At 59.5% G+C, this 22253-nt stretch carries 14 protein-coding genes, 2 tRNA genes and 3 rRNA genes; 13 read left to right on the top strand and 6 right to left on the bottom strand.

Annotated features, from left to right (window positions below):
* Positions 1-45: 45 nt before the first annotated feature.
* Together FA94_RS13150 and FA94_RS13145 are read right to left on the bottom strand one after the other, a co-directional pair.
* Positions 46-924: a response regulator transcription factor gene (locus FA94_RS13150; protein WP_035551686.1), complete on the bottom strand. Its 879-nt coding sequence runs from the start codon at positions 922-924 to the stop codon at positions 46-48.
* Positions 925-1157: 233 nt separating this feature from the next.
* Positions 1158-2372 (bottom strand): DUF2863 family protein, encoded by a 1215-nt coding sequence (locus tag FA94_RS13145; RefSeq protein WP_035551684.1) that lies wholly within the window; start codon positions 2370-2372, stop codon positions 1158-1160.
* Positions 2373-2644: 272 nt separating this feature from the next.
* Between FA94_RS13145 and FA94_RS13140 the strand changes: the two genes are divergently transcribed.
* The 9 genes from FA94_RS13140 (at position 2645) to FA94_RS13100 (ending at position 16115) form a co-directional block, all read left to right on the top strand.
* A complete protein-coding gene (locus tag FA94_RS13140) occupies positions 2645-3760 on the top strand; it encodes an AI-2E family transporter (RefSeq protein ID WP_081935905.1) in 1116 nt (371 codons plus the stop codon).
* Positions 3761-4245: 485 nt separating this feature from the next.
* Positions 4246-5776: ribosomal RNA gene (locus FA94_RS13135) — 16S ribosomal RNA — on the top strand.
* Positions 5777-5841: 65 nt separating this feature from the next.
* Positions 5842-5918 (top strand) — tRNA-Ile (locus tag FA94_RS13130).
* 58 nt (positions 5919-5976) lie between these two features.
* A tRNA-Ala gene (locus tag FA94_RS13125) sits at positions 5977-6052 on the top strand.
* Between the two features lie 323 nt (positions 6053-6375).
* Positions 6376-9256: ribosomal RNA gene (locus FA94_RS13120) — 23S ribosomal RNA — on the top strand.
* A 199-nt stretch (positions 9257-9455) separates the two neighbouring features.
* Positions 9456-9569 (top strand): 5S ribosomal RNA (rrf, locus tag FA94_RS13115).
* The 16S, 23S and 5S rRNA genes sit together here with 2 tRNA genes alongside, the layout of an rRNA operon.
* Before the next feature lie 573 nt (positions 9570-10142).
* Positions 10143-10979 carry a translesion DNA synthesis-associated protein ImuA gene (gene imuA, locus FA94_RS13110; protein WP_035562036.1) on the top strand — a complete coding sequence of 279 codons (837 nt, stop codon included), beginning with the start codon at positions 10143-10145 and terminating at the stop codon, positions 10977-10979.
* The gene (locus FA94_RS13105) at positions 10882-12621 is read left to right on the top strand and encodes a Y-family DNA polymerase (RefSeq protein WP_035551682.1); all 1740 of its coding nucleotides are present in this window, start codon (positions 10882-10884) and stop codon (positions 12619-12621) included. The genes imuA and FA94_RS13105 overlap by 98 nt, the downstream gene beginning before the upstream one ends.
* Positions 12622-12626: 5 nt before the next feature.
* A complete protein-coding gene (locus tag FA94_RS13100; protein ID WP_035551681.1) occupies positions 12627-16115 on the top strand; it encodes an error-prone DNA polymerase in 3489 nt (1162 codons plus the stop codon).
* A 99-nt stretch (positions 16116-16214) separates the two neighbouring features.
* Here the strand turns inward: FA94_RS13100 and FA94_RS13095 are convergent, their stop codons facing one another.
* Complete coding sequence (locus FA94_RS13095) at positions 16215-17141, bottom strand: dTDP-4-dehydrorhamnose reductase family protein (RefSeq protein ID WP_035551678.1); 927 nt, start codon at positions 17139-17141, stop codon at positions 16215-16217.
* A 13-nt stretch (positions 17142-17154) separates the two neighbouring features.
* Positions 17155-17385, bottom strand: coding sequence for a heavy-metal-associated domain-containing protein (locus tag FA94_RS13090; protein WP_035551675.1), 231 nt, complete (start codon positions 17383-17385; stop codon positions 17155-17157).
* A 124-nt stretch (positions 17386-17509) separates the two neighbouring features.
* Here FA94_RS13090 and cueR point away from each other — a divergent pair, with 124 nt between their 5' ends.
* The 3 genes from cueR to FA94_RS13080 all read left to right on the top strand — a co-directional run bounded on the left by cueR (position 17510) and on the right by FA94_RS13080 (position 18982).
* The gene (gene cueR, locus FA94_RS13085) at positions 17510-17932 is read left to right on the top strand and encodes a Cu(I)-responsive transcriptional regulator (protein WP_035551671.1); all 423 of its coding nucleotides are present in this window, start codon (positions 17510-17512) and stop codon (positions 17930-17932) included.
* A 317-nt stretch (positions 17933-18249) separates the two neighbouring features.
* Entirely contained in the window at positions 18250-18396 is a 147-nt protein-coding gene (locus FA94_RS37965) for a DUF3563 family protein (protein ID WP_081935903.1), read from the top strand.
* Between the two features lie 232 nt (positions 18397-18628).
* Positions 18629-18982, top strand: a complete 354-nt coding sequence (locus tag FA94_RS13080) for a hypothetical protein (RefSeq protein ID WP_035551668.1) — start codon at positions 18629-18631, stop codon at positions 18980-18982.
* Positions 18983-19194: 212 nt separating this feature from the next.
* Here FA94_RS13080 and FA94_RS13075 read toward each other — a convergent pair whose 3' ends face one another.
* On the bottom strand, positions 19195-20040 hold the full coding sequence (locus FA94_RS13075; protein WP_035562034.1) for a 23S rRNA (adenine(2030)-N(6))-methyltransferase RlmJ: 846 nt from the start codon (positions 20038-20040) through the stop codon (positions 19195-19197).
* A gap of 213 nt (positions 20041-20253) precedes the next feature.
* A complete protein-coding gene (locus FA94_RS13070) occupies positions 20254-21225 on the bottom strand; it encodes a potassium channel beta subunit family protein (RefSeq protein ID WP_035551665.1) in 972 nt (323 codons plus the stop codon).
* A gap of 223 nt (positions 21226-21448) precedes the next feature.
* Between FA94_RS13070 and FA94_RS13065 the strand changes: the two genes are divergently transcribed.
* Entirely contained in the window at positions 21449-22246 is a 798-nt protein-coding gene (locus FA94_RS13065) for a 3-hydroxybutyrate dehydrogenase (RefSeq protein WP_035551664.1), read from the top strand.
* The last annotated feature ends 7 nt before the right edge of the window (positions 22247-22253 follow it).

The raw sequence follows: 22253 nt of genomic DNA, 5'->3' as shown, positions 1-22253 counted from the left end.
CGTCACAACCTGCGCGCCCGGCGTCTGGCGCATTCATTGGGGCTGTTATGCCGCGCCTGGCGGAGGCGGTTCCAATGACGGGCCGGTGGGCAATGCGTCGCCATAGGGCGGGCTCGGTTCGGCGGCCATGGCGAGCGGAGCCGTCGTGTCACTGACTGGCAACGGATATTGAAAGCGCTTGCGCAACCGGCGCCGCAATGGCACGACGTTGCTTTGTCCCATGATCGGGCGCGCGGTGCCGTCGCCGCCAATGCGCAGCACTTGCAAATGGTTCGATAGCCAGCCGTTGTAAAGCGCGACCGCCGCCGCGCGATTGGGTGCGCCAAGCTGCTGGAATATGCTGGTCAGGTGAATCTTGACGGTGCCTTCGCTGATGCCGAGGGTGCGCGCAATCATCTTATTGGTGCTGCCCATATGGACGCAGCGCATGATCTGCTCCTGGCGGGGCGAGAGCACACTGGCCAATTTGCCGCGGCGCGGCGGCGGCGTTTTTTCGTCGAATGGGCGGATGGCAATGTCCGGCGGCAGCGGTGGATTGAGCGCCAGCGCGCCGGGCGGCACGTAGTGACCGCCCAGCAGCACCATTTCGAATGCGCGCACGATCAGGCAAGGATCGGTTTCGCGTGAGACCACACCGAGTACGCCCTCGTCCATGAGCGCTCGCACATGGATGGGGGAGATCTGGTCGGTGAGCACGGCGATGCGCAGGTCGGGGTAATCGCTGAGCAGATGGCGGGTATCTGCCACCGACATCCAGTCCTGCCAGTCGATCACGAGCAGATCGGGCCACTGACGCTTGAGCGTGCGTTCAACCTGGCGCCAGTCTTGTGCTTCGTTGAAGCGTGCCAGCCGGTCGATTTGCCGCAGTAGTACTTTGAGCCCATCACGCCGTTCCGCGTCTGAGTTGAGTATCGAGAATCGCATGCATGTCTCCAGATGAATCGGGCGAGGTGGCGCGATGCGCGCACCCGGCAAACGCGTCGAGTGCAGTGCGATGCGTCGCCGTTCCTATGATGACAAATTCCCTTCAATTTGACGGCCTGTCCAAAAGGCATAGGAGGAATGACGTAAAAAAGCCTGGCGTAAAAAAAGCCCCGCGTGTGGCGGGGCTTTTTTATCTCGGCGGCGGCGCGCGTTGGCGGTCGTCGCGCCGATGCTCAATGGAAATGCGGTTGGGCGGGCTCCGCGTCTTCCGGCATCTCGGCGTGGACGATTTCGCCGAGCGGATCCGCATAGAGCGGTACGCCGCAGTCGTCGCAATATTCAGGCTCGAAGCGGCCCGCATGACGACGCACGTCGGTCACGCCGGTATCTTTGAGCAGCGCGACGATTTCTTCGAGCGGATCGTCTGATGCGGCGACTTCCTGCGGTTCCTCGTCGATACCCGGCTCGCTGTTCTCGCGGCCGTACAGCGGCCAGACGACGCCGTAGATCACGTCGTTGCTGCCGCGGCGCGTGAAACCGACACGGTATTCGTCGATGCGGCGTTCACCGAAGCCGGCGACCACCGCGCGCAATTCTTGCGGCGCCGCGCCGATCGTGTCGAACAGGTAGCGCACGGCGGTGCGCACCGTGTGAGGACGCACGCGTTCGTCGGCGTCGCGGCAAGCCGAGTAATAGGCATCCGGCAGCAGGCATTCGAACTCGCAGCCCGGCAGCACCAGCGACAGATTGGCGCCGCCTTGCGTGGTCCATTGTTCGAGGCACTGGCCGCGTTCGATCCGGCTGCCGTGCTCTTCTTCCTGCCAGCGGAAGGTCGGCTCGCCCACCGGCGCCGCCACCACTGCCAGCAGGAAACGCGGGTCGGCCAGAATCGGCGAGGTTTCCGGCAGTTCGCCGAAATTGAGTTTGGCGTTGCCGCCGGCCATTGCTGCCTGCGTAAGCTGCTGGGCGATACGCCATGTCTCGACGTGGTGACGCGGCAACTGATCGATGCTGTACAGGAACGGCGCCATGGCCACGCGCGTATTGGCCGCCAGCACGTGAGCTTGCAGATGCGCGCGAAGCGCGTCGGCCGCGTCGGTCTTGAGCGGGCCCGACGGAATCATGTAGCGGGTCCAGGCGAGCACGGGCGCCGCGATCAGCAGCGCTTCATAAGGCACGCCCTCATGCTCGACGATGAACGACTCGCTGTGAGTTTCCGCCATGTCGGCGAGCGCGCCGTACGCATCGGGATGATTCTGTTGCAGATGATCGAGCGCGGCGTCCAGCGTGGTCTGGTTGGCATTGCGGACGATCTTGGTCAGCAGCGTGTCGAGTTTCGCTTCCCAGAAGCGGTCTTCGGTTCGGCTGCCCGACGCGAAAAGCGCGAGCGAGAGACCGACGAGCTTGTCGGCATCGGGGGGGAGACGTTTGGCGATTCGCGAGCGCATAAATCCGGAAGTTGGGGTGCACAGAACCTTATATTCTAGTCTTTTATCCGCCGCCATATTATTTGGCCGCTTACGCCGGGTGGATTAAGACATTTCTGCGCGGAGATTTCGGTTTTCCTACATGGCGCGAGGCCGCGTTATCTGCCGACCTGGCCGGATGATATAAGACGCCCCCGGAGGCTTGACTCGCTTCTATACTGACCGCTTTCAGAGATCGTCTGACAAGTGTGTGTCCACTCGCCGCCGTGGCCTGGCGCAACAGGAGATTCATCGTGAAATCGGACCAACTGATCGAACGTCTTGCCGCGGTATTCGCATTGATCATTCTGGTGGGCGGCTCGCTGCTGGTACTCGCGCCTTTTACGACCGCGCTCCTGTGGGGCGCCATTCTCAGCTATAGCTCATGGGGCCTGTATCGGCGGCTGACCGCGGCTGTGGGCGGCCGGCGCAAATGGGCCGCCACTTTGATCGTGATCATCATTCTGGTCGTGGTGCTTGGGCCGTTCGTCTATGCGGGCTTTGCGTTTGGCGCGCATGTTCATGAAATCGTCGCGCTGGTGCAGAGGCTCTTTGAGGCCGGGTTGCCGGATCTGCCTCCGTGGGTGGGCGGTATTCCCCTGATTGGCTCGAGCATCGAGACCTTCTGGGAGCATCTGACCAGCGGGAATTCAGAGTTGATCGCGCAATTGCATTCGCTCGCGGCGCCCGCAGGCAAGTGGATCCTTGCGGCAGCGCTTGCGGTTACGCACGGTCTGGGGTTGTTGGCGTTGAGTATCGTGCTCGCTTTCTTCTTCTATACCGGAGGGGAGGGCGCTGCCGCCTGGTTGAATGCGGGTATGCGGCGGATCGCGGGCGAACGCGCTGATTATTTGCTGGCATTGGCAGGCAGCACCGTGAAGGGCGTGGTGTATGGGATTCTCGGCACGGCGCTCGTGCAAGGGATTCTGGCCGGATTCGGTTGCTGGATCTCTGGTGTGCCGGCGCCGGCGCTGCTCGGGCTGGCTACCTTTTTCCTGTCCGTGATACCGGGTGGTCCGGTGGTCGTGTGGTTGCCCGCGGCGATCTGGCTGTACCACGGCGGCTCGACCGGGTGGGCGATCTTTCTGGTCGTGTGGGGCGTACTGGTTGTGGGTATGTCCGACAACGTCATCAAGCCGATCCTGATCGGCAAGAACAGCGACATGCCGTTGATTCTGGTGATGCTGGGTATCCTGGGCGGCGCGTTTGCGTTCGGTTTCCTGGGTGTTTTCATCGGGCCGACGTTGCTTGCGGTTGCCTATACCGTGCTGCATGACTGGACGATCGGCGCACCGGGCGCACGCGCCCTTGCGCCTGATCTAAAAGTGCCGGTTGTCGACGAGTCGGCGCGAGTGGAAAAGGCGCCTTGAATAAATTCCAGATAACGCTTGCAAGGCCCTGCGCGGGCCGCTAGAATCTCGCTCTTTCGTGCTTCGGACACCGAGGCACGGGAGGCGGGAGAGCCAGCAATGGCAAGGGTTTCAGCGAAGTGAACGGGTTGAGAAAGTTATAAAAACCTGTTGACGACGTAGCGAAAGTTCTTCATAATCTCGTTTCTGTGCTGCAGATGCAGCGACGCAGAACGAAGCGGTGCCGGGTAGTTGTGATGTTGACGACGCGCGGTGCTGGTTTGGTGGTGAATGCGTAATCGATCTTTAAAAATTAACAGCCGATAAGTGTGGGCGCTTGATGCGAGACGCGAGGCGGATCTTTCGGGATCTGCCGCAAAGCGAAAGTATCAAGTCTCACACAGTAATGAAAGGAAGGTTTGACTGTCGAAAGACGATCGAACAATTCGTCAGTACGTTGAGTGAGCGACCGGTTCTTAACGGAACCGAAAAACAGTAACAGGTTTGAACTGAAGAGTTTGATCCTGGCTCAGATTGAACGCTGGCGGCATGCCTTACACATGCAAGTCGAACGGCAGCACGGGGGTAACCCTGGTGGCGAGTGGCGAACGGGTGAGTAATACATCGGAACGTGTCCTGTAGTGGGGGATAGCCCGGCGAAAGCCGGATTAATACCGCATACGCTCTACGGAGGAAAGGGGGGGATCTTAGGACCTCTCGCTACAGGGGCGGCCGATGGCAGATTAGCTAGTTGGTGGGGTAAAGGCCTACCAAGGCGACGATCTGTAGCTGGTCTGAGAGGACGACCAGCCACACTGGGACTGAGACACGGCCCAGACTCCTACGGGAGGCAGCAGTGGGGAATTTTGGACAATGGGCGAAAGCCTGATCCAGCAATGCCGCGTGTGTGAAGAAGGCCTTCGGGTTGTAAAGCACTTTTGTCCGGAAAGAAAACTTCTGTCCTAATACGGCGGGAGGATGACGGTACCGGAAGAATAAGCACCGGCTAACTACGTGCCAGCAGCCGCGGTAATACGTAGGGTGCAAGCGTTAATCGGAATTACTGGGCGTAAAGCGTGCGCAGGCGGTTCGCTAAGACAGATGTGAAATCCCCGGGCTTAACCTGGGAACTGCATTTGTGACTGGCGGGCTAGAGTATGGCAGAGGGGGGTAGAATTCCACGTGTAGCAGTGAAATGCGTAGAGATGTGGAGGAATACCGATGGCGAAGGCAGCCCCCTGGGCCAATACTGACGCTCATGCACGAAAGCGTGGGGAGCAAACAGGATTAGATACCCTGGTAGTCCACGCCCTAAACGATGTCAACTAGTTGTTGGGTCTTCATTGACTTAGTAACGTAGCTAACGCGTGAAGTTGACCGCCTGGGGAGTACGGTCGCAAGATTAAAACTCAAAGGAATTGACGGGGACCCGCACAAGCGGTGGATGATGTGGATTAATTCGATGCAACGCGAAAAACCTTACCTACCCTTGACATGTATGGAAGTCTGCCGAGAGGTGGATGTGCCCGAAAGGGAGCCATAACACAGGTGCTGCATGGCTGTCGTCAGCTCGTGTCGTGAGATGTTGGGTTAAGTCCCGCAACGAGCGCAACCCTTGTCCCTAGTTGCTACGCAAGAGCACTCCAGGGAGACTGCCGGTGACAAACCGGAGGAAGGTGGGGATGACGTCAAGTCCTCATGGCCCTTATGGGTAGGGCTTCACACGTCATACAATGGTCGGAACAGAGGGTTGCCAAGCCGCGAGGTGGAGCCAATCCCAGAAAACCGATCGTAGTCCGGATCGCACTCTGCAACTCGAGTGCGTGAAGCTGGAATCGCTAGTAATCGCGGATCAGCATGCCGCGGTGAATACGTTCCCGGGTCTTGTACACACCGCCCGTCACACCATGGGAGTGGGTTTCACCAGAAGTAGGTAGCCTAACCGCAAGGAGGGCGCTTACCACGGTGGGATTCATGACTGGGGTGAAGTCGTAACAAGGTAGCCGTATCGGAAGGTGCGGCTGGATCACCTCCTTTCTAGAGCTGAACGTGTCGAACGTTGAGCGCTCACGCTTATCGGCTGTAAATTCAGACAGACTCAGGGGTCTGTAGCTCAGTCGGTTAGAGCACCGTCTTGATAAGGCGGGGGTCGATGGTTCGAATCCATCCAGACCCACCACTGTTTCTGCGGTGGCTGTGCTAACCGGTTGAAGGCACCCTGAAGTTCATGTGTGACTGGGGGATTAGCTCAGCTGGGAGAGCACCTGCTTTGCAAGCAGGGGGTCGTCGGTTCGATCCCGTCATCCTCCACCAATCATCAATGCATAGCGTTCTGCGGCAGGTCGGGCAGAGGGTTGTGCATTGGCGATTGAGCCAGTCAGAGTGATACGTGGTTATAGCAACCGCGATATCGGCTGTCGTTCTTTAACAATCAGGAAGAAGTAGTAAAGAGATTCACGAAAGCATATCTAGAGATGGGTGTGTGAGTAGGTGAATCAGGGTTGTGATTGTATCAATGTATGAAAAGGTAATCGAAAGATTGCCTTGGAATACGGCGCAACACGAATACTCAACCTGTAACGATGTGACCCGCGCTGCGTTCCCAGTGAACGCGGTATGAGACACACCCGTTATAGGGTCAAGCGAACAAGTGCATGTGGTGGATGCCTTGGCGATCACAGGCGATGAAGGACGCGGTAGCCTGCGAAAAGCTACGGGGAGCTGGCAAACGAGCTTTGATCCGTAGATGTCCGAATGGGGAAACCCACTCCGAATGGAGTATCCATGACTGAATACATAGGTCATGCGAAGCGAACGCGGTGAACTGAAACATCTAAGTAACCGCAGGAAAAGAAATCAACCGAGATTCCCAGAGTAGTGGCGAGCGAAATGGGATCAGCCTGTACTCTTTATCTTCATTGTTAGTCGAAGGCTCTGGAAAGTGCCGCCATAGCAGGTGATAGCCCTGTAGACGAAAACAGCGAGGAAGAACTAGGTGTACGACAAGTAGGGCGGGACACGTGAAATCCTGTCTGAAGATGGGGGGACCATCCTCCAAGGCTAAATACTCGTGATCGACCGATAGTGAACCAGTACCGTGAGGGAAAGGCGAAAAGAACCCCGGGAGGGGAGTGAAATAGATCCTGAAACCGCATGCATACAAACAGTAGGAGCCTCCTTGAGGGGTGACTGCGTACCTTTTGTATAATGGGTCAGCGACTTACATTCAGTGGCAAGCTTAACCGATTAGGGCAGGCGTAGCGAAAGCGAGTCCGAACAGGGCGATTCAGTCGCTGGGTGTAGACCCGAAACCAGGTGATCTATCCATGGCCAGGATGAAGGTGCGGTAACACGTACTGGAGGTCCGAACCCACTAACGTTGAAAAGTTAGGGGATGAGCTGTGGATAGGGGTGAAAGGCTAAACAAACCTGGAAATAGCTGGTTCTCTCCGAAAACTATTTAGGTAGTGCCTCGTGTATCACCTTCGGGGGTAGAGCACTGTCATGGTTGTGGGGTCCATTGCGGATTACTACGCCATAGCAAACTCCGAATACCGAAGAGTGCAATCACGGGAGACAGACATCGGGTGCTAACGTCCGGTGTCAAGAGGGAAACAACCCAGACCGCCAGCTAAGGTCCCCAAATATTGCTAAGTGGGAAACGAAGTGGGAAGGCTAAAACAGTCAGGAGGTTGGCTTAGAAGCAGCCATCCTTTAAAGAAAGCGTAATAGCTCACTGATCGAGTCGTCCTGCGCGGAAGATGTAACGGGGCTAAGCAATATACCGAAGCTGCGGATGCACATTTATGTGCATGGTAGGAGAGCGTTCCGTAAGCCTGCGAAGGTGCATTGAAAAGTGCGCTGGAGGTATCGGAAGTGCGAATGCTGACATGAGTAGCGATAAAGGGGGTGAAAAGCCCCCTCGCCGTAAGCCCAAGGTTTCCTACGCAACGTTCATCGGCGTAGGGTGAGTCGGCCCCTAAGGCGAGGCAGAAATGCGTAGCTGATGGGAAGCAGGTTAATATTCCTGCACCATTGTTAAATGCGATGGGGGGACGGATCGCGGAAGGTTGTCCGGGTGTTGGAAGTCCCGGTCCTTGCATTGGAGAAGGCGCTTAGGCAAATCCGGGCGCGGAATTCAAGGGTGCGAGGCCATTCACCTAGGTGAAGAAGCAATCGGAAGTGGTTCCAAGAAAAGCCTCTAAGCTTCAGTTTAACAAGACCGTACCGCAAACCGACACAGGTGGGCGAGATGAGTATTCTAAGGCGCTTGAGAGAACTCGGGAGAAGGAACTCGGCAAATTGGTACCGTAACTTCGGGATAAGGTACGCCCCTGTAGCCTGATGCGCCTGCGCGCGTAGGGTGAAGGGGTTGCAATAAACTGGTGGCTGCGACTGTTTAATAAAAACACAGCACTCTGCAAACACGAAAGTGGACGTATAGGGTGTGACGCCTGCCCGGTGCCGGAAGATTAAATGATGGGGTGCAAGCTCTTGATTGAAGTCCCGGTAAACGGCGGCCGTAACTATAACGGTCCTAAGGTAGCGAAATTCCTTGTCGGGTAAGTTCCGACCTGCACGAATGGCGTAACGATGGCCACACTGTCTCCTCCCGAGACTCAGCGAAGTTGAAGTGTTTGTGATGATGCAATCTCCCCGCGGCTAGACGGAAAGACCCCATGAACCTTTACTGTAGCTTTGCATTGGACTTTGAACCGATCTGTGTAGGATAGGTGGGAGGCTATGAAGCGTGGACGCCAGTCTGCGTGGAGCCATCCTTGAAATACCACCCTGGTTTGTTTGAGGTTCTAACCTTGGTCCGTAATCCGGATCGGGGACAGTGCATGGTAGGCAGTTTGACTGGGGCGGTCTCCTCCCAAAGTGTAACGGAGGAGTACGAAGGTACGCTAGGTACGGTCGGAAATCGTGCTGATAGTGCAATGGCATAAGCGTGCTTAACTGCGAGACCGACAAGTCGAGCAGGTGCGAAAGCAGGTCATAGTGATCCGGTGGTTCTGTATGGAAGGGCCATCGCTCAACGGATAAAAGGTACTCTGGGGATAACAGGCTGATACCGCCCAAGAGTTCATATCGACGGCGGTGTTTGGCACCTCGATGTCGGCTCATCTCATCCTGGGGCTGTAGCCGGTCCCAAGGGTATGGCTGTTCGCCATTTAAAGAGGTACGTGAGCTGGGTTTAAAACGTCGTGAGACAGTTTGGTCCCTATCTGCCGTGGGCGCTGGATATTTGAAGGGGGCTGCTCCTAGTACGAGAGGACCGGAGTGGACGAACCTCTGGTGTACCGGTTGTCACGCCAGTGGCATCGCCGGGTAGCTATGTTCGGAAGAGATAACCGCTGAAAGCATCTAAGCGGGAAACTCGCCTTAAGATGAGATATCCCCGGGGCTTCGAGCCCCTTGAAGGGTCGTTCAAGACCAGGACGTTGATAGGTCAGGTGTGGAAGCGCAGTAATGCGTTAAGCTAACTGATACTAATTGCCCGTAAGGCTTGATCCTATAACAGGTGTGTCTCTCTCTCGACCCGCGTTAGCGCTTTAGCGCTTACACGGGTCCGATCCCCGAAGGGGAAGACACACGGTTGAGATCAGTGTTGTGCAATACAGGCACAACCCAAAGTAACACCGAGAGGCATCCTCTCAACTACTTCTTCCAGATTGGCTGTATTGCCCCAAAGGCAGTGCGGCAACAAGTCATGCCTGATGACCATAGCGAGTCGGTACCACCCCTTCCCATCCCGAACAGGACCGTGAAACGACTCCACGCCGATGATAGTGCGGATTGCCCGTGTGAAAGTAGGTAATCGTCAGGCTCCCTAGCAGAAAACAGAAACCCCACCCTAAAAGGTGGGGTTTCTGTCGTTTACGGCCACGGAAAATCGCAGATATACCTGCCGTCAACGCGTAGCGCGGGCAGGTAATCCGTCACATTGTCTCCTGACAGGCTCGAACGGCGCCTCAATCCCCGCCGGTTCGTTACGTGTCCACATCGCTCGCCCGCTCCAGGCGGCGCCAACTCCGACGTCCCCGTCTGCGCCCACGTGCACCTTCCCGATACGCTGCGTCACCCGGGCGCAGCGGACCAGTTTCCCTTCCAGTCCGCTCAGGCGCGCTTTCGCGCTGGCGTCTGATAGGTCATGCCTGCTGTAAAGCGATCCAGCCGTTCGCTCGCCTCGGTGATCACCCACAGCGGGGCACGGTGCAACTGCTGGTCAAGCCAAACAAAACTTCATCCTTAAAGCGTCTTCCTTACGCACTTCGGGGCGCATCCCCAGCCTTAACATCCATCTCAGAATACTGTATAAATATACAGTGAAACGCATCACCCCCGTGCCTGCTTGATGCTGGGCAGGGCGGAGCATTCCCTATTGAAAAAGAGCGTGTCTATGGCAGCAGCGATTCGGCTTGCAACCACCGCCTTGTCATCGCAATTGTCGCGTCAGATATGGCAGGGCAATGAGCTTGCCACAGCGGACTCGCGTGTGATTTCCAGCGGCTATGCCGAACTGGATCAATTGCTACCCGGACAAGGCTGGTCTGCAGGCGGTTTAACTGAGTTATTGATCGAACACGGTGGCGTGGGGGAGGTGCGTCTGTTGTCCCACGCGCTTCATCAACTGACCAGGCAGGCCGAACGGCACGTGCTGTTCGTGGCGCCGCCGTATCAGCTTTGTGCCGCGGCACTCGGGGCTTGGGGGATCGATGTCGAGCGGGTCTTATGGGTACGCGCTAGCGACGATCAGGCGCTGTGGGCCGCCACTCAGGCATTGAAGCAGGATGGCATCGGCGCGGTCCTGGTATGGCTGCCGAATGCCCGCGCCGATAAGGTCCGACGCTTGCAGGTGGCGGCTCAGGAATCGTCGTCGCTGGCATTTTTGATCCGCCCTGTCGAGATGGCCGCGCAGTCGTCACCAGCACCGTTACGCATGATCTGCGCGCCGCTCTTGCCGGCCAATGCACAGACGATCAACCGTCGGCAGTGGTTGCAGGAGATCGGTGTGTCGATCGATATCTTCAAGCGCCGCGGGCCTCCGCTAGCTGAGCCTCTGCGTCTCATTTTGCCTTTACAGAGCGCGCTGTTGCCGCAAAACCGAGTCGACGTCCATCAAGGACGAGAGATCAAACATGTTGTGGATCGCAGTCACATTGCCGCTCTTGTCGCTGGAAGCGGTGAAGCCCGCGCCGTTCCCGGATGGTTCGCCCGCGAAGCCGAATCGGTGTGAACCAAGCGACGAGGCCCGCGCACCTCGAAGTGGCGAAGACGTCACCGAGGGGCGTTGCTATGCGCTGGCCGATCATGCGCACATCCTGCTGCAGGATTTCGATGCCTTGCGCGCCGGTGTGCAAGTAGGTCATTCGCGATCCTATGCATTGGCGTTGGCGCCGGGTCTGAAACTGCTCGCCGCCGATGTCCCCCGCGAAACGCAGGCATTCGAAGCGATCGCGCTCGCTTTGCTGACCTACACGCCGAAAGTTTCGCTCGCCGACGCGCACACGCTCCTGCTGGAAGTGGGCTCCGGTTTGAGGCTGTTCGGCGGTTTGCGCATGTTGTTGTCGCGAGTGTCCGCGACGGTGGCGGAATTCGGCTACACCGCGCGTATCGCCTGCGCGCCGACTGCCTGGGGCGCGTGGCTGCTGGCGCAGGCGAAGGCCAGCAGGCAGGGGCGTCGCTGGCATGTGATAAAGGAGACGTCGCTCGCGCGCGTCCTCGACGGTTTATCCGTATCGCTGCTGCCAGTCACGCAGGCGCATCGCGATGCATTCGCGCATGTCGGCTGCAGTACGCTGGCCGATTTGCGTCAATTGCCGAGGTCGGGCGTCGTGCGGCGTTTCGGCAGCGGGATACTGGATCTGCTCGCGCAGGCGTATGGCACGCGGGCCGATCCGCGTGAGTCGTTTCGTGCGCCGGCGTCGTTTCATGCACAACTGGAATTGCCGTCGCGGGTCGAGAATGCCGATGCATTGCTGTTTGCCGCACGTCGACTGATTGTGCAACTGGCCGGGTGGCTGAGCGCGCATCACGCGGCGCTCAGCGCTTATACCTTGCTTCTCGAGCATGAATTGGCGTCTCGTCATGCGCCGAAGACATCGAGTTTGCGAGTCGCCTGGGCGATACCGTCGCGGGATGCCGAGCATTTGATCTGGTTGTTGCGGGAGAAATTGAATCAGACCGTTCTGGTGGCGCCGGTTATCGAGTTGAAACTGGTTGCGGATCAGATCGGTGACTATGCGGGGCAATCGGACACCTTGTTTCCGATGCCCGAGTCAGATGGCGAGTCGATTGCGCGTCTGCTCGAACGCTTGAGTGCGCGGTTGGGGCCGGAGAACGTGTTGCAGATGTCGGTGCGGGACGATCATCGTCCGGAGCGGGCAATGCGTGTGGAGGCGTACGAGGCGCAGGCGTTTTCACGCAAGAAGCGTTCGCCGGCGAAGGCGAGGGGAAAAGGCAAAGCGGATAAGACGTGGCTGACCGATGAGTTGCGGCGTGCCGCCGCGGAAGACGAGCAAGCAGGTGATGCGGCAGCGCAGGAAGCGCAAGCAATCCACGCAAGCCCCAACACCGCCAACAACTTCCCACCCTCCGCGCAAATCCCCCTCGACCTGCCCGACAGCGCATTACCTTCTCAACCTCGCCCGCTCTGGATGCTCGACAAACCGCTGCGTCTGATGATGCGTGACCAGCGGCCGATCTATCGTCGGCCGTTAAAAATGCTGACACGTACCGAGCGAATTGAAGCTGGGTGGTGGGACGGCAATCGTGTCGAGCGGGATTACTACGTCGCAGCCGACGATCGTGGTCACATGTTCTGGGTATACCGTGAACGCATTAGCGGCGAATGGTATTTGCACGGATTGTTCGGCTGAACATCATGACGAACTCGCAACCATCATCGCCCATTGAGCACGCGCTCGCGGCCAACTTGCCGGCGTATGCGGAGTTGCATTGCCTGACGAACTTCTCGTTTCTGCGTGGCGCATCGCATCCGCACGAACTCGTGGAACAGGCCATGTCGTGTGGCTACAGCGCACTCGCCATTACCGACGAATGCTCGTTGGCGGGTGTCGTACGTGCGCACACGGCGTTAAAAGAAATCGAGCAGGAGCACGAGCGTCAACCGACAAAACCCCACGAATCAAAACCCATCCCTCACCTGATCATCGGCAGCGAGCTCAATCTGACCGACGACACCGGCAAGCCCTTCTGCACGCTGGTTGCGCTCGCAACCAACCGCAACGGCTACGGCAACCTTTCCGAGCTGATCACGCTGGCCCGCTCACGCGCGGACAAAGGCAGCTATCGCCTCGGCCCGTCCGACATCGCCGATTCGTTGCCGCATCTGGAACATCTGCAGGCGTTGCCGGACTGCCTCCTGATGCTCGTGCCGCAGCGCACGGCGACGCTCGCTCATACGCTGCGTTGCGCGCATTGGCTCGCGTCGTTCGCGGCGCCGCGTGCGTGGATCGCGCTCGAACTCTGGCAAACCGGCAGCGACGATCTGCAGATCGACGCATTGCGGATGATTTCATGCGCGAGTGGTTTGCCGCTGGTCGCGGCGGGCGGCGTTCTGATGCATACGCGCTCGCGCAAGCCTTTGCAGGACACCATGACCGCGATCGGCCTCGTTACGCCGCTCTCGGCCTGCGGCCACGCGCTCGAGGCGAACGCCGAGCGGCACATGCGCTCGCGCGTGCGGCTCGGCAAACTGTATCCGCGCGACACGCTCGAAGAAACGCTGCGGATCGCCGCGCTCTGCCGCTTCTCGCTCGACGAACTCAAATACGAGTATCCGGAAGAACTGGTGCCGGCCGGCGAATCGCCGTCGAGTTATCTGCGCAAGCTGGTCATGGCCGGCGCGGTGGAGCGCTGGCCCGACGGGATGGACCTGAAACGAATCGGTCAGATCGAGAAAGAACTGGGGCTGATCGCCGACCTGAAATACGAAAAGTATTTCCTCACCGTGCACGATATCGTGAGCTTCGCTCGCTCGAGAAACATCCTGTGCCAGGGGCGCGGATCGGCGGCGAATTCGATCGTGTGCTACTGCTTGCATGTGACGGAAATCGATCCGGTGCAGATGAACATGCTGATCGAACGCTTCATCTCGCGCGCACGCAACGAGCCGCCGGATATCGACGTCGACTTCGAGCATCAGCGCCGCGAAGAGGTGATTCAATATATCTATGCCAAGTACGGCCGTCATCGCGCGGCGTTGACGGCGTCGCTGATTACTTATCACGCTCGCAGTGCGCTGAAGGACGTCGGCAAGGCGCTGGGTCTCGAGGCGTCGTTGATCGAACGGATCAGCAAGTCGCAGCAGTGGTGGGACGGCACGGACGCGGTCGCCAAATATCTGGCCGAAGCGGGCTTCGACGCCAACTCGCACATCACGCAGAACCTGATTCGTCTCACCCGGGAGTTGCGTAGTTTTCCGCGCCATCTGTCGCAACACGTCGGCGGCTTTGTGATCGCGAAAGACAAACTATCGCGGCTCGTGCCGATCGAAAACGCGACGATGAAAGACCGCAGCGTGATCGAGTGGGACAAGGACGACATCGACGCGCTCAAGCTGTTGAAAGTCGACGTGCTGGCGCTCGGCATGTTGTCGGCGATCCGGCGCGCGTTGGAATTCGTCGCGCTGAGACGTGGATTTCCGCGTTTCAGAATGCAGGACATTCCGCGAGAGGATCGCGCCGTCTACGAGATGTGCGGCCACGCCGATACGATCGGCGTGTTCCAGATCGAATCGCGCGCGCAGCAAAGCATGTTGCCGCGTTTGAAGCCGAACAAATACTACGATCTCGTGATCGAAGTGGCGATCGTGCGGCCCGGGCCGATTCAGGGCGGCATGGTGCATCCTTATCTGCGTCGCAAGCAAGGTCTCGAAGCGGTCGATTACGCCAAGGACGAATTGCGGCCGGTGCTCGAACGCACGCTCGGTGTGCCGATTTTCCAGGAGCAGGTCATGCATCTGGCGATGGTCGCGGCGAAATATACCGGCGAGCAGGCCGATCAGTTACGTCGCGCGATGGCCGCGTGGCGGCGCAGCGGCAACATCGAAAAGTATCAGAAGGATTTGAGCGAGCGCATGCTCGAACGCGGTTATGAGCCGGCATTTATCGAGCGCATCTGCAAGCAGATCGAGGGCTTCGGCGAGTACGGTTTTCCGGAGAGCCATGCGGCGAGTTTCGCGTTGCTCGTCTATCTCAGCGCGTGGCTGAAGCGTTATGAGCCGGCGGCTTTTCTGGCGGGCTTGCTGAACAGCCAGCCGTTGGGGTTTTATTCGCCGTCGCAACTTGTGCAGGATGCGAAGCGCCACGGCGTCCCGGTGTTGCCGCCCGATGTGACGCTGAGCGATTGGGAATCCACGTTCGAACGGCGCGATCACGAAGGGCAGCGGATCTCAGCGGACGAGACCTGTCTGCATCGTCAGTACGCCGTGCTATCCGCGCAGCAATTGCGCGATCTGGCCTTGCGGCGGTTGACGGTAAGCCGGACGATCCGTCGCGCGGCCAAACGTATGACGGCTCGCGTGTTTCAGGCGTCGAACACGTATGGCGCGCGCGGTCCCGCTGTGCGCATCGGCATGCATCTGATCAAGGGGCTGGCGCAGGGCGCCGCCGAACGCATCATGGCGGCTCGCTGCGACGCGCAGTTTGCCGACGTCGACGATCTGGCGCGTCGCGCGGCCTTGACGCGGCGCGATCTCGAAGCGCTCGCCGCGGCGAATGCGCTGGTCAGCATCGCGGGTCATCGGCGTGAAGCGTGGTGGGCCGTGACCGCGCAGCACACGGTGCCGAAACTGCTGCGCGACGCACCGATCGCCGAAGCGCCGTTGGCGTTGCCGCAGGCGGCCGAAAGCCGCGAGATCGTCGACGATTACGCCAGCATTGGCCTCACGCTCAATCGTCATCCGCTCGCGTTGTTGCGTCCGCGGCTTGCCCAGCAGCGTTTTCGCGCGGCGGCCGAACTTGCCGCGTGTCAGCACGGCACGCTGGCGCGGGCATGCGGCATCGTCACCGTGCGGCAGCGGCCGGGCACGGCGAACGGGACGGTGTTCGTTTCCATCGAAGACGAGACGGGGTCGGTCAATGTGATCGTCTGGCCGTCGCTGGTGGAGAAGCAGCGCAAGGTGTTGCTGGGCGCGTCGTTGCTGGCGGTTTACGGCGTCGTGCAGCGTGACGATGGTGTCGCAACTGGTGGCGATAACGGCAAGGCGGGGCAGACGGTGAATGGGAAGCCGGGCGGCAAGGGGAAGCGGAAAAACACGGGCGAGGTGATTCATCTCGTCGCCCATCGTCTTGAGGATCTTAGCGATTGGCTCGGCGATCTCGCCACGGCGAGTCGCGATTTTCATTGAGGTGGTTTGGGGTTTTGCGGTTTGCGGGTGTGGGTGGTTAGGTGGTTCGGCACTCGGGCACTCGGGCACCTGAGGCGCTCATGCCCACACCACACACACCTATTCCGCCGTATCACCGCGCCACGGAAACGCCGCCAACACCTGCCGGATCGCCGTATCGAACGGCGTACGGCGGCCGATCCCAAGCGCTTCGAGTCGATCCGACGCCAGATGGCAGTTATGCGGACGCGGCGTCGCATCGGTCGGCGTGTGCTGCGGCGTCAGTCGCGCGTCGACCTGTAATGCTTCGGCAAGACGTGTCGCGATTTCGTACTTGGTCATCGGCTCGTCGCCCGACCATTGCACGATGCCGCGGATCGCTTCGCCGCGCGCGTGCCGTTCGAGCATCTGCCGGATCACGAGCGCGATATCCGGCGTGAAGGTTGGATAGCGGATCGCCCAGGCATCCATGACCGCGGATTTGCCATTCGCCGATGCCGATGCCGATGCGGCGATCGCCGGCACGAGACTCGTCACCGCCGATTCCGCCCAGCCGACGATCGGCCCATACAGCAGCGGCAAACGCAGCACGCAGCCGAGATCGGTCGTGTCCAGCAGTGCGTGCTCGCCTTCGAGCTTGCTGCGTCCATAGGCGTTGAGCGGCGAAGGCGCGGCGTCATGCCGATAGGGCGGGTGGGCGCCGTCGAAAACGTAGTCGGTGGAAATCGACAGCGTCCAGGCGCCGCGCCGGTTTGCCGCTGCGGCCAGGGTGCGAACCGCGTCGACATTCAGTGCGCGGGCCAGCGCCGGATTGTGCTCGCACACGTCCGGCCGACGTTCCGCGGCGGCAATCACGAGCGCGTCCGGTGCTTCGCGCTCGACGAAGTGCTCGACCGCGTGGGCGTCGCGAATATCCAGCGTGATGGCGTTCGGCGCCGGGCGGCTGAACGTCGTGGCGACGACTTGCCAGCCGGCCTGCTGCGCCAGTTCACCGACGAGCGCGCGGCCGAGCAGCCCGGAGGCGCCAATGACAGCAACTTTGAACATGACGTGAACCCGTTTAGCGAAGCGCGCCGCCTGCGGCGCCGCTGGTCAAGCTTTTGACCGTGTAGCCGGCTTCGTCGATGGCGCCCTTCAGCGCGTCAGCCGATTGCGCCGATTCGACCACAACGCGTCCCGATGCCAGATCCACCTGAACCTGCGCGGCTTCGTCGTGCTCGCGGATTGCATTCGTCACCGCTGCCACACAGTGCTGGCAGCTCATGCCTTCTACCTGAAATTCGATCGTCATCGGGATGGGTCTCGGGGAAATGGATAGTGCGATAGTTGAATTATGCCTACCGATCCGCACTTGAGTGCTAGACCCTCCCATCATGGGAAGGTGTAGGATCGATTCAAACCTTGGGGGAAGAGTGATGAATATCGGTGAAGCGGCCCGCTCGTCGGGCGTCACGGCGAAGATGATTCGCTACTACGAAAGCGTCGGCCTGCTGATGGCGAAGGCGCGTACCAACGCGGGTTATCGCGTATACGGTCCGCAGGAGGTTCACTCGCTACGCTTTATCCGGCAGGCGCGCCGGCTCGGTTTCCTGGTCGAAGACATTCGACGGCTGCTGGCGCTGTGGCACGATCGATCGCGGGCGAGCGCCGAAGTGAAGGCGATCGCGCTGGAACATGTAGCCGAACTCGATCGCCGAATCGCCGAACTCACCGATATGCGTGACACGTTGGCGCATCTGGCGGACCATTGTCACGGCGACGACCGGCCCGATTGCCCGATTATCGAGCGACTCGCCGATACCGATCTGGTGTCGGGGCACGGTTGTCATCCCGTCTGATGGTGCGTTTGATCATGCGTAAACGGCGGAAGGTGCAACCTGCGACAGAGTTTTATCGCAACCGGGTGGTATTTGCACTAAAAAAGTGCAAAATAATTCGGGGTGATATCGACTTCCAGGAAGTCCTGGCTGTCAGCATAGATAAATCAAAGACTTAGCTGCACCGTTACCGTGCACCATTCCAAAGCGGAATGCACGTCATGCGGGCATTTCATTAGCAAGGTTGCACCATAGGGCTATAATCCGGGTTAACCCTTTTACGGGAAATCCCTGATGAACAGTGCACCGGGGATTCAATCTGATCCTTGGAGAACATCATGTTTGCATACATTCTTGAAAAGCTGAGCACCTGGTTTGAAGCCGCAGAACGTAACCGTCGTGAAGCCTACCTGGCATCGTCGTCGGATATCGTTCAGTTGGAACAACGCATCCGCACGCTCGAAACCAACGGCTACTCGCTGTAAGTTTCATCCGTGTCACGTTGGACCGGCAGCGCTCGGCAGCGCAGCCTCTGCAGTCAGTGTTGAGCCCCGTATTGACGGGGCTTTGTCACATCTGGGCCCAGCAAAATCGCACAACGCGGCGCGCGCCACGCCCGTTCCTGGCGAATATCGACTAGCCTGGCGAGTGACGTCGCGGTAAGGTAAGACGTTTTTAGATTTTCTCCGACGTTCTCAAATTCAACCGGTCCGTCCTATGCCTTCCGTCCGTTCGCTCAAATTCATCTTCGCCGTGGCCGCAGCGGTCTCGCTGACGACGATTTTTACCGCGCCGGTGGCATACGCCGCGTCGAGCACGAACACGACTCGCAAGCCGTTGATCCTCGACTCGCAGAACGGCATCAACGACGGCCAAAGCGGCACCGTACTGCAGACCGCGCCGCTCTCGCATCAGCCGATCGTCGGAGCGCAGCCCATCGCGGCGCCCACCGAGCTCGCGCCTAATTCGTCGATGCCTTACGTCGTCGCGCCGTATATCCAGTTGCCCACGGGCGGAAACACACCGCAGCCGCCACGGCCGCAGCCGCGCCCCGTGCCGCGATCGCAATAGGCGTCGGCGGCATATTCCGCCTGGTCGCTTCCTTTCGCCCAGATCTCCAGTAACACGTCGCGACGCACCGCCAGTGCCTGGCCGGCGTCGCTGCGTTTGCTCGCGCGCTACCGTGCGCGGCAGATCGTCGTCGCGGTACTGAAATCGAAAGCGGATCAGATCAAGACGTTGGCCGACTTCAAACGCGCAAAGGTGGGCGTGAGTGCGCCACCTTAGTCGCCGCGATACTCGACCTTGAACTGCGCGGCCTTGTCTTCACCGAGCGCCTTAACCAGCCACGGCATCTGATCTTTAAGCGTTTTGGCCAGCGTATACGGCGGGTTCAGAATGAACATGCCGCTACCGAACAGGCCAAAACCATCTTCCGGCGGATTGCTCACCGTCAGGCTCACGTGCAGCCAGTTACGCTCCTGCAACTTCTTCAGTTGATCGGGAAAGCGCTGCGATTCAAGGCGCCGCACCTGCGGATACCAGACCGCATAGGTACCGGTCGGAAAGCGCTTCAGGCTCTCATCGACGCAGCGTAACGTGCGCGTGTAATCGCGTTTGTCCTCGTACGACGGATCGAGCAGCACCAGCGCACGGCGCGGCGCCGGCGGCAGCAACGCGAGGATGCCGTCGAAGCCGTCGCCGGCATACAGCATGGCCCGGCGGCCCGCGTCGCGGAAATTGTGGCGCAGCACGTCGATTTCGGTGGTGTGCAGTTCGAACAGACGCATGCGGTCCTGCTCGCGCAACTGCCGCCACGCAATGTAGGGCGAACCGGGGTAGAAGCGCAGTTGGCCGTCCGGATTGAGCGCGGCCACTTCGTCGACGTAATCGGCGAACAACGGCGGCAGATCGTTGCGCTCCCACAGTTTGGCGATGCCGGTCTGGAACTCGCCGGTTTTGACCGCGTAGCCTTCCTTCAGCGAATAGACGCCGGCGCCCGCATGCGTGTCGATATACCAGTAGGCTTTGTCCTTCTGACCGAGATAGCGCAAGAGCTGCAACACGACGGCGTGTTTCAGGACGTCGGCGTGATTGCCTGCGTGAAAGGCGTGGCGGTAGCTAAGCATGATGAGGAGACGCTGAAAGAAGGCGTGCCGGCCGAGGTCGGATCCGGCGATGCGGGTGCAATATGGCTGCACAGCGGGCATAGAGCGCCGATGCGAGGCGCGGTCGCGTATTGTACGCGACGCCGCGCCGCACTTCGCGCATTGCAGCGAGTTCCGCGTAACACGGGCCGCGCTGCAGCCAGCCCCATGTTACGCGGCACGGCGCGAGTCCGGTCAGTCGTACGCGTCGCCGATAATGTCTTCGATCTTCTGCTTGATCTCCGGCGTGATTCGCGTGGCCACTTCGGCGGATTGCATGTTCTCGCCGATCTGTTCGACCCGCGATGCACCGGTGATCACCGTGCTCACATGCGGATTCTTCAGAAGCCAGGCGATTGCCAGTTGACCGATCGTGCAGTCCAGCTCGTCGGCCACTTCGCCGAGTTTGCCGACAACATTGTTCTTGCCCGAGTCGGTCAGTTGCTTGCGCAACCAGTCGTAGCCTTGCAACTGTGCGCGGCTATCGGCGGGCACGCCGTCGCGGTATTTGCCGGTCAGCAGACCGGACGCGAGCGGACTCCACGTGGTCAGTCCAAGACCGATGTCCTCATAAAGCCGCTTGTATTCCTGTTCGACGCGTTTGCGGTGAAACAGGTTGTATTGCGGCTGCTCCATGACCGGCTTGTGCAGATGATGACGCTCGGCGATGTCGTAGGCCGCGCGAATTTCGTCGGCGCTCCATTCGGACGTGCCCCAGTACAGCGCCTTGCCGCGCGTGATCATGTCGCTCATGGCCCAGACGGTTTCCTCGACGGGCGTGTTCGGGTCAGGACGATGACAGAACACGAGATCGACATAATCGAGCTGCAGACGCTTGAGCGACGCGTCGATCGCGTTCATCAGGTATTTACGGTTCAGCGTGTGGTATTGATTCGGCGCTTCCGAAAGTCCCCAGAAGAATTTGGTCGACACGACGTAGCTCACGCGCGGCCACGCCAGTTCCTTGAGCGCCTGGCCCATGATTTCTTCCGACTTGCCGCCCGCGTAGACCTCGGCGTTATCGAAAAAATTGACACCGGCGTCGCGCGCCGCCGCGAGCGATTCACGCGCCGCGCCATGGTCGACCTGATTGCCGTAGGTGACCCACGAGCCGATGGACAGTTCGCTGACTTGCAGGCCAGAGCGGCCCAGACGTCGATAATTCATGCCTTCCTCCTTGTTGGTGATGCCACAGGAATCTCGCCGAAAACATCCAGTTTAAAGAGATCCGGGTCGATGTGCGTTTTACCGATGGAGTTCACACGGTTCATGCACAATAGCAGCGTTGGCCGCAGTGCAGCATTCGGCCAGACGGCCTATGCCGTTTGGCTGACTTCACGCCGCCCGCGGTCCGTGGTCTCATTGCTCATCAACTGCATGGAGGTTCTGGATGTCGTCACTGAACACGAATCTGAATGGCAAAGTCGCGGTAGTCACCGGTGCTGCTAGCGGCATCGGCAAGCAGATTGCGCTCACCCTTTCGGCAGCGGGCGCGGCGGTCGCGATCGCCGACCTGAATCAGGACGGGGCGAACGCCGTCGCTGAAGAAATCAACCAGGGCGGCGGCAAGGCAATCGGCGTGGCCATGGACGTCACGAACGAAGACGCCGTCAACCAGGGCATCGACAAGGTTGCCGCCGAATTCGGCTCGATCGATATTCTGATTTCCAACGCCGGCATCCAGATCGTTAATCCAATCGAAAACTATTCGTTTTCCGACTGGAAGAAAATGCAGGCGATTCACGTGGACGGCGCTTTCCTGACCACCAAGGCTGCACTCAAGCACATGTACAAAGACGATCGCGGCGGCATCGTGATCTACATGGGCTCGGTCCATTCGCATGAAGCGTCGCCGCTGAAGTCCGCTTACGTGACCGCCAAGCATGCGTTGCTGGGCCTCTCTCGCGTGCTGGCCAAGGAAGGCGCGAAGCACAACGTGCGTTCGCACGTGGTGTGTCCGGGTTTCGTGCGCACGCCGCTGGTCGACAAGCAGATTCCCGAGCAGGCCAAAGAACTCGGCATCAGCGAAGAAGACGTGATCAAGCGCGTGATGCTGGGCGGCACGGTCGACGGCATCTTCACCACGGTGGAAGACGTCGCGCAGACGGTGCTGTTCCTCTCCACCTTCCCGACGGCGGCGCTGACCGGCCAGTCCTTTATTGTGAGCCACGGCTGGTACATGCAATAAGGAGGCG

The organism is Burkholderia sp. 9120, assembly GCF_000745015.1.
Lineage (GTDB): Bacteria > Pseudomonadota > Gammaproteobacteria > Burkholderiales > Burkholderiaceae > Paraburkholderia.
This window is presented reverse-complemented; position numbering and strand designations above follow the sequence as displayed.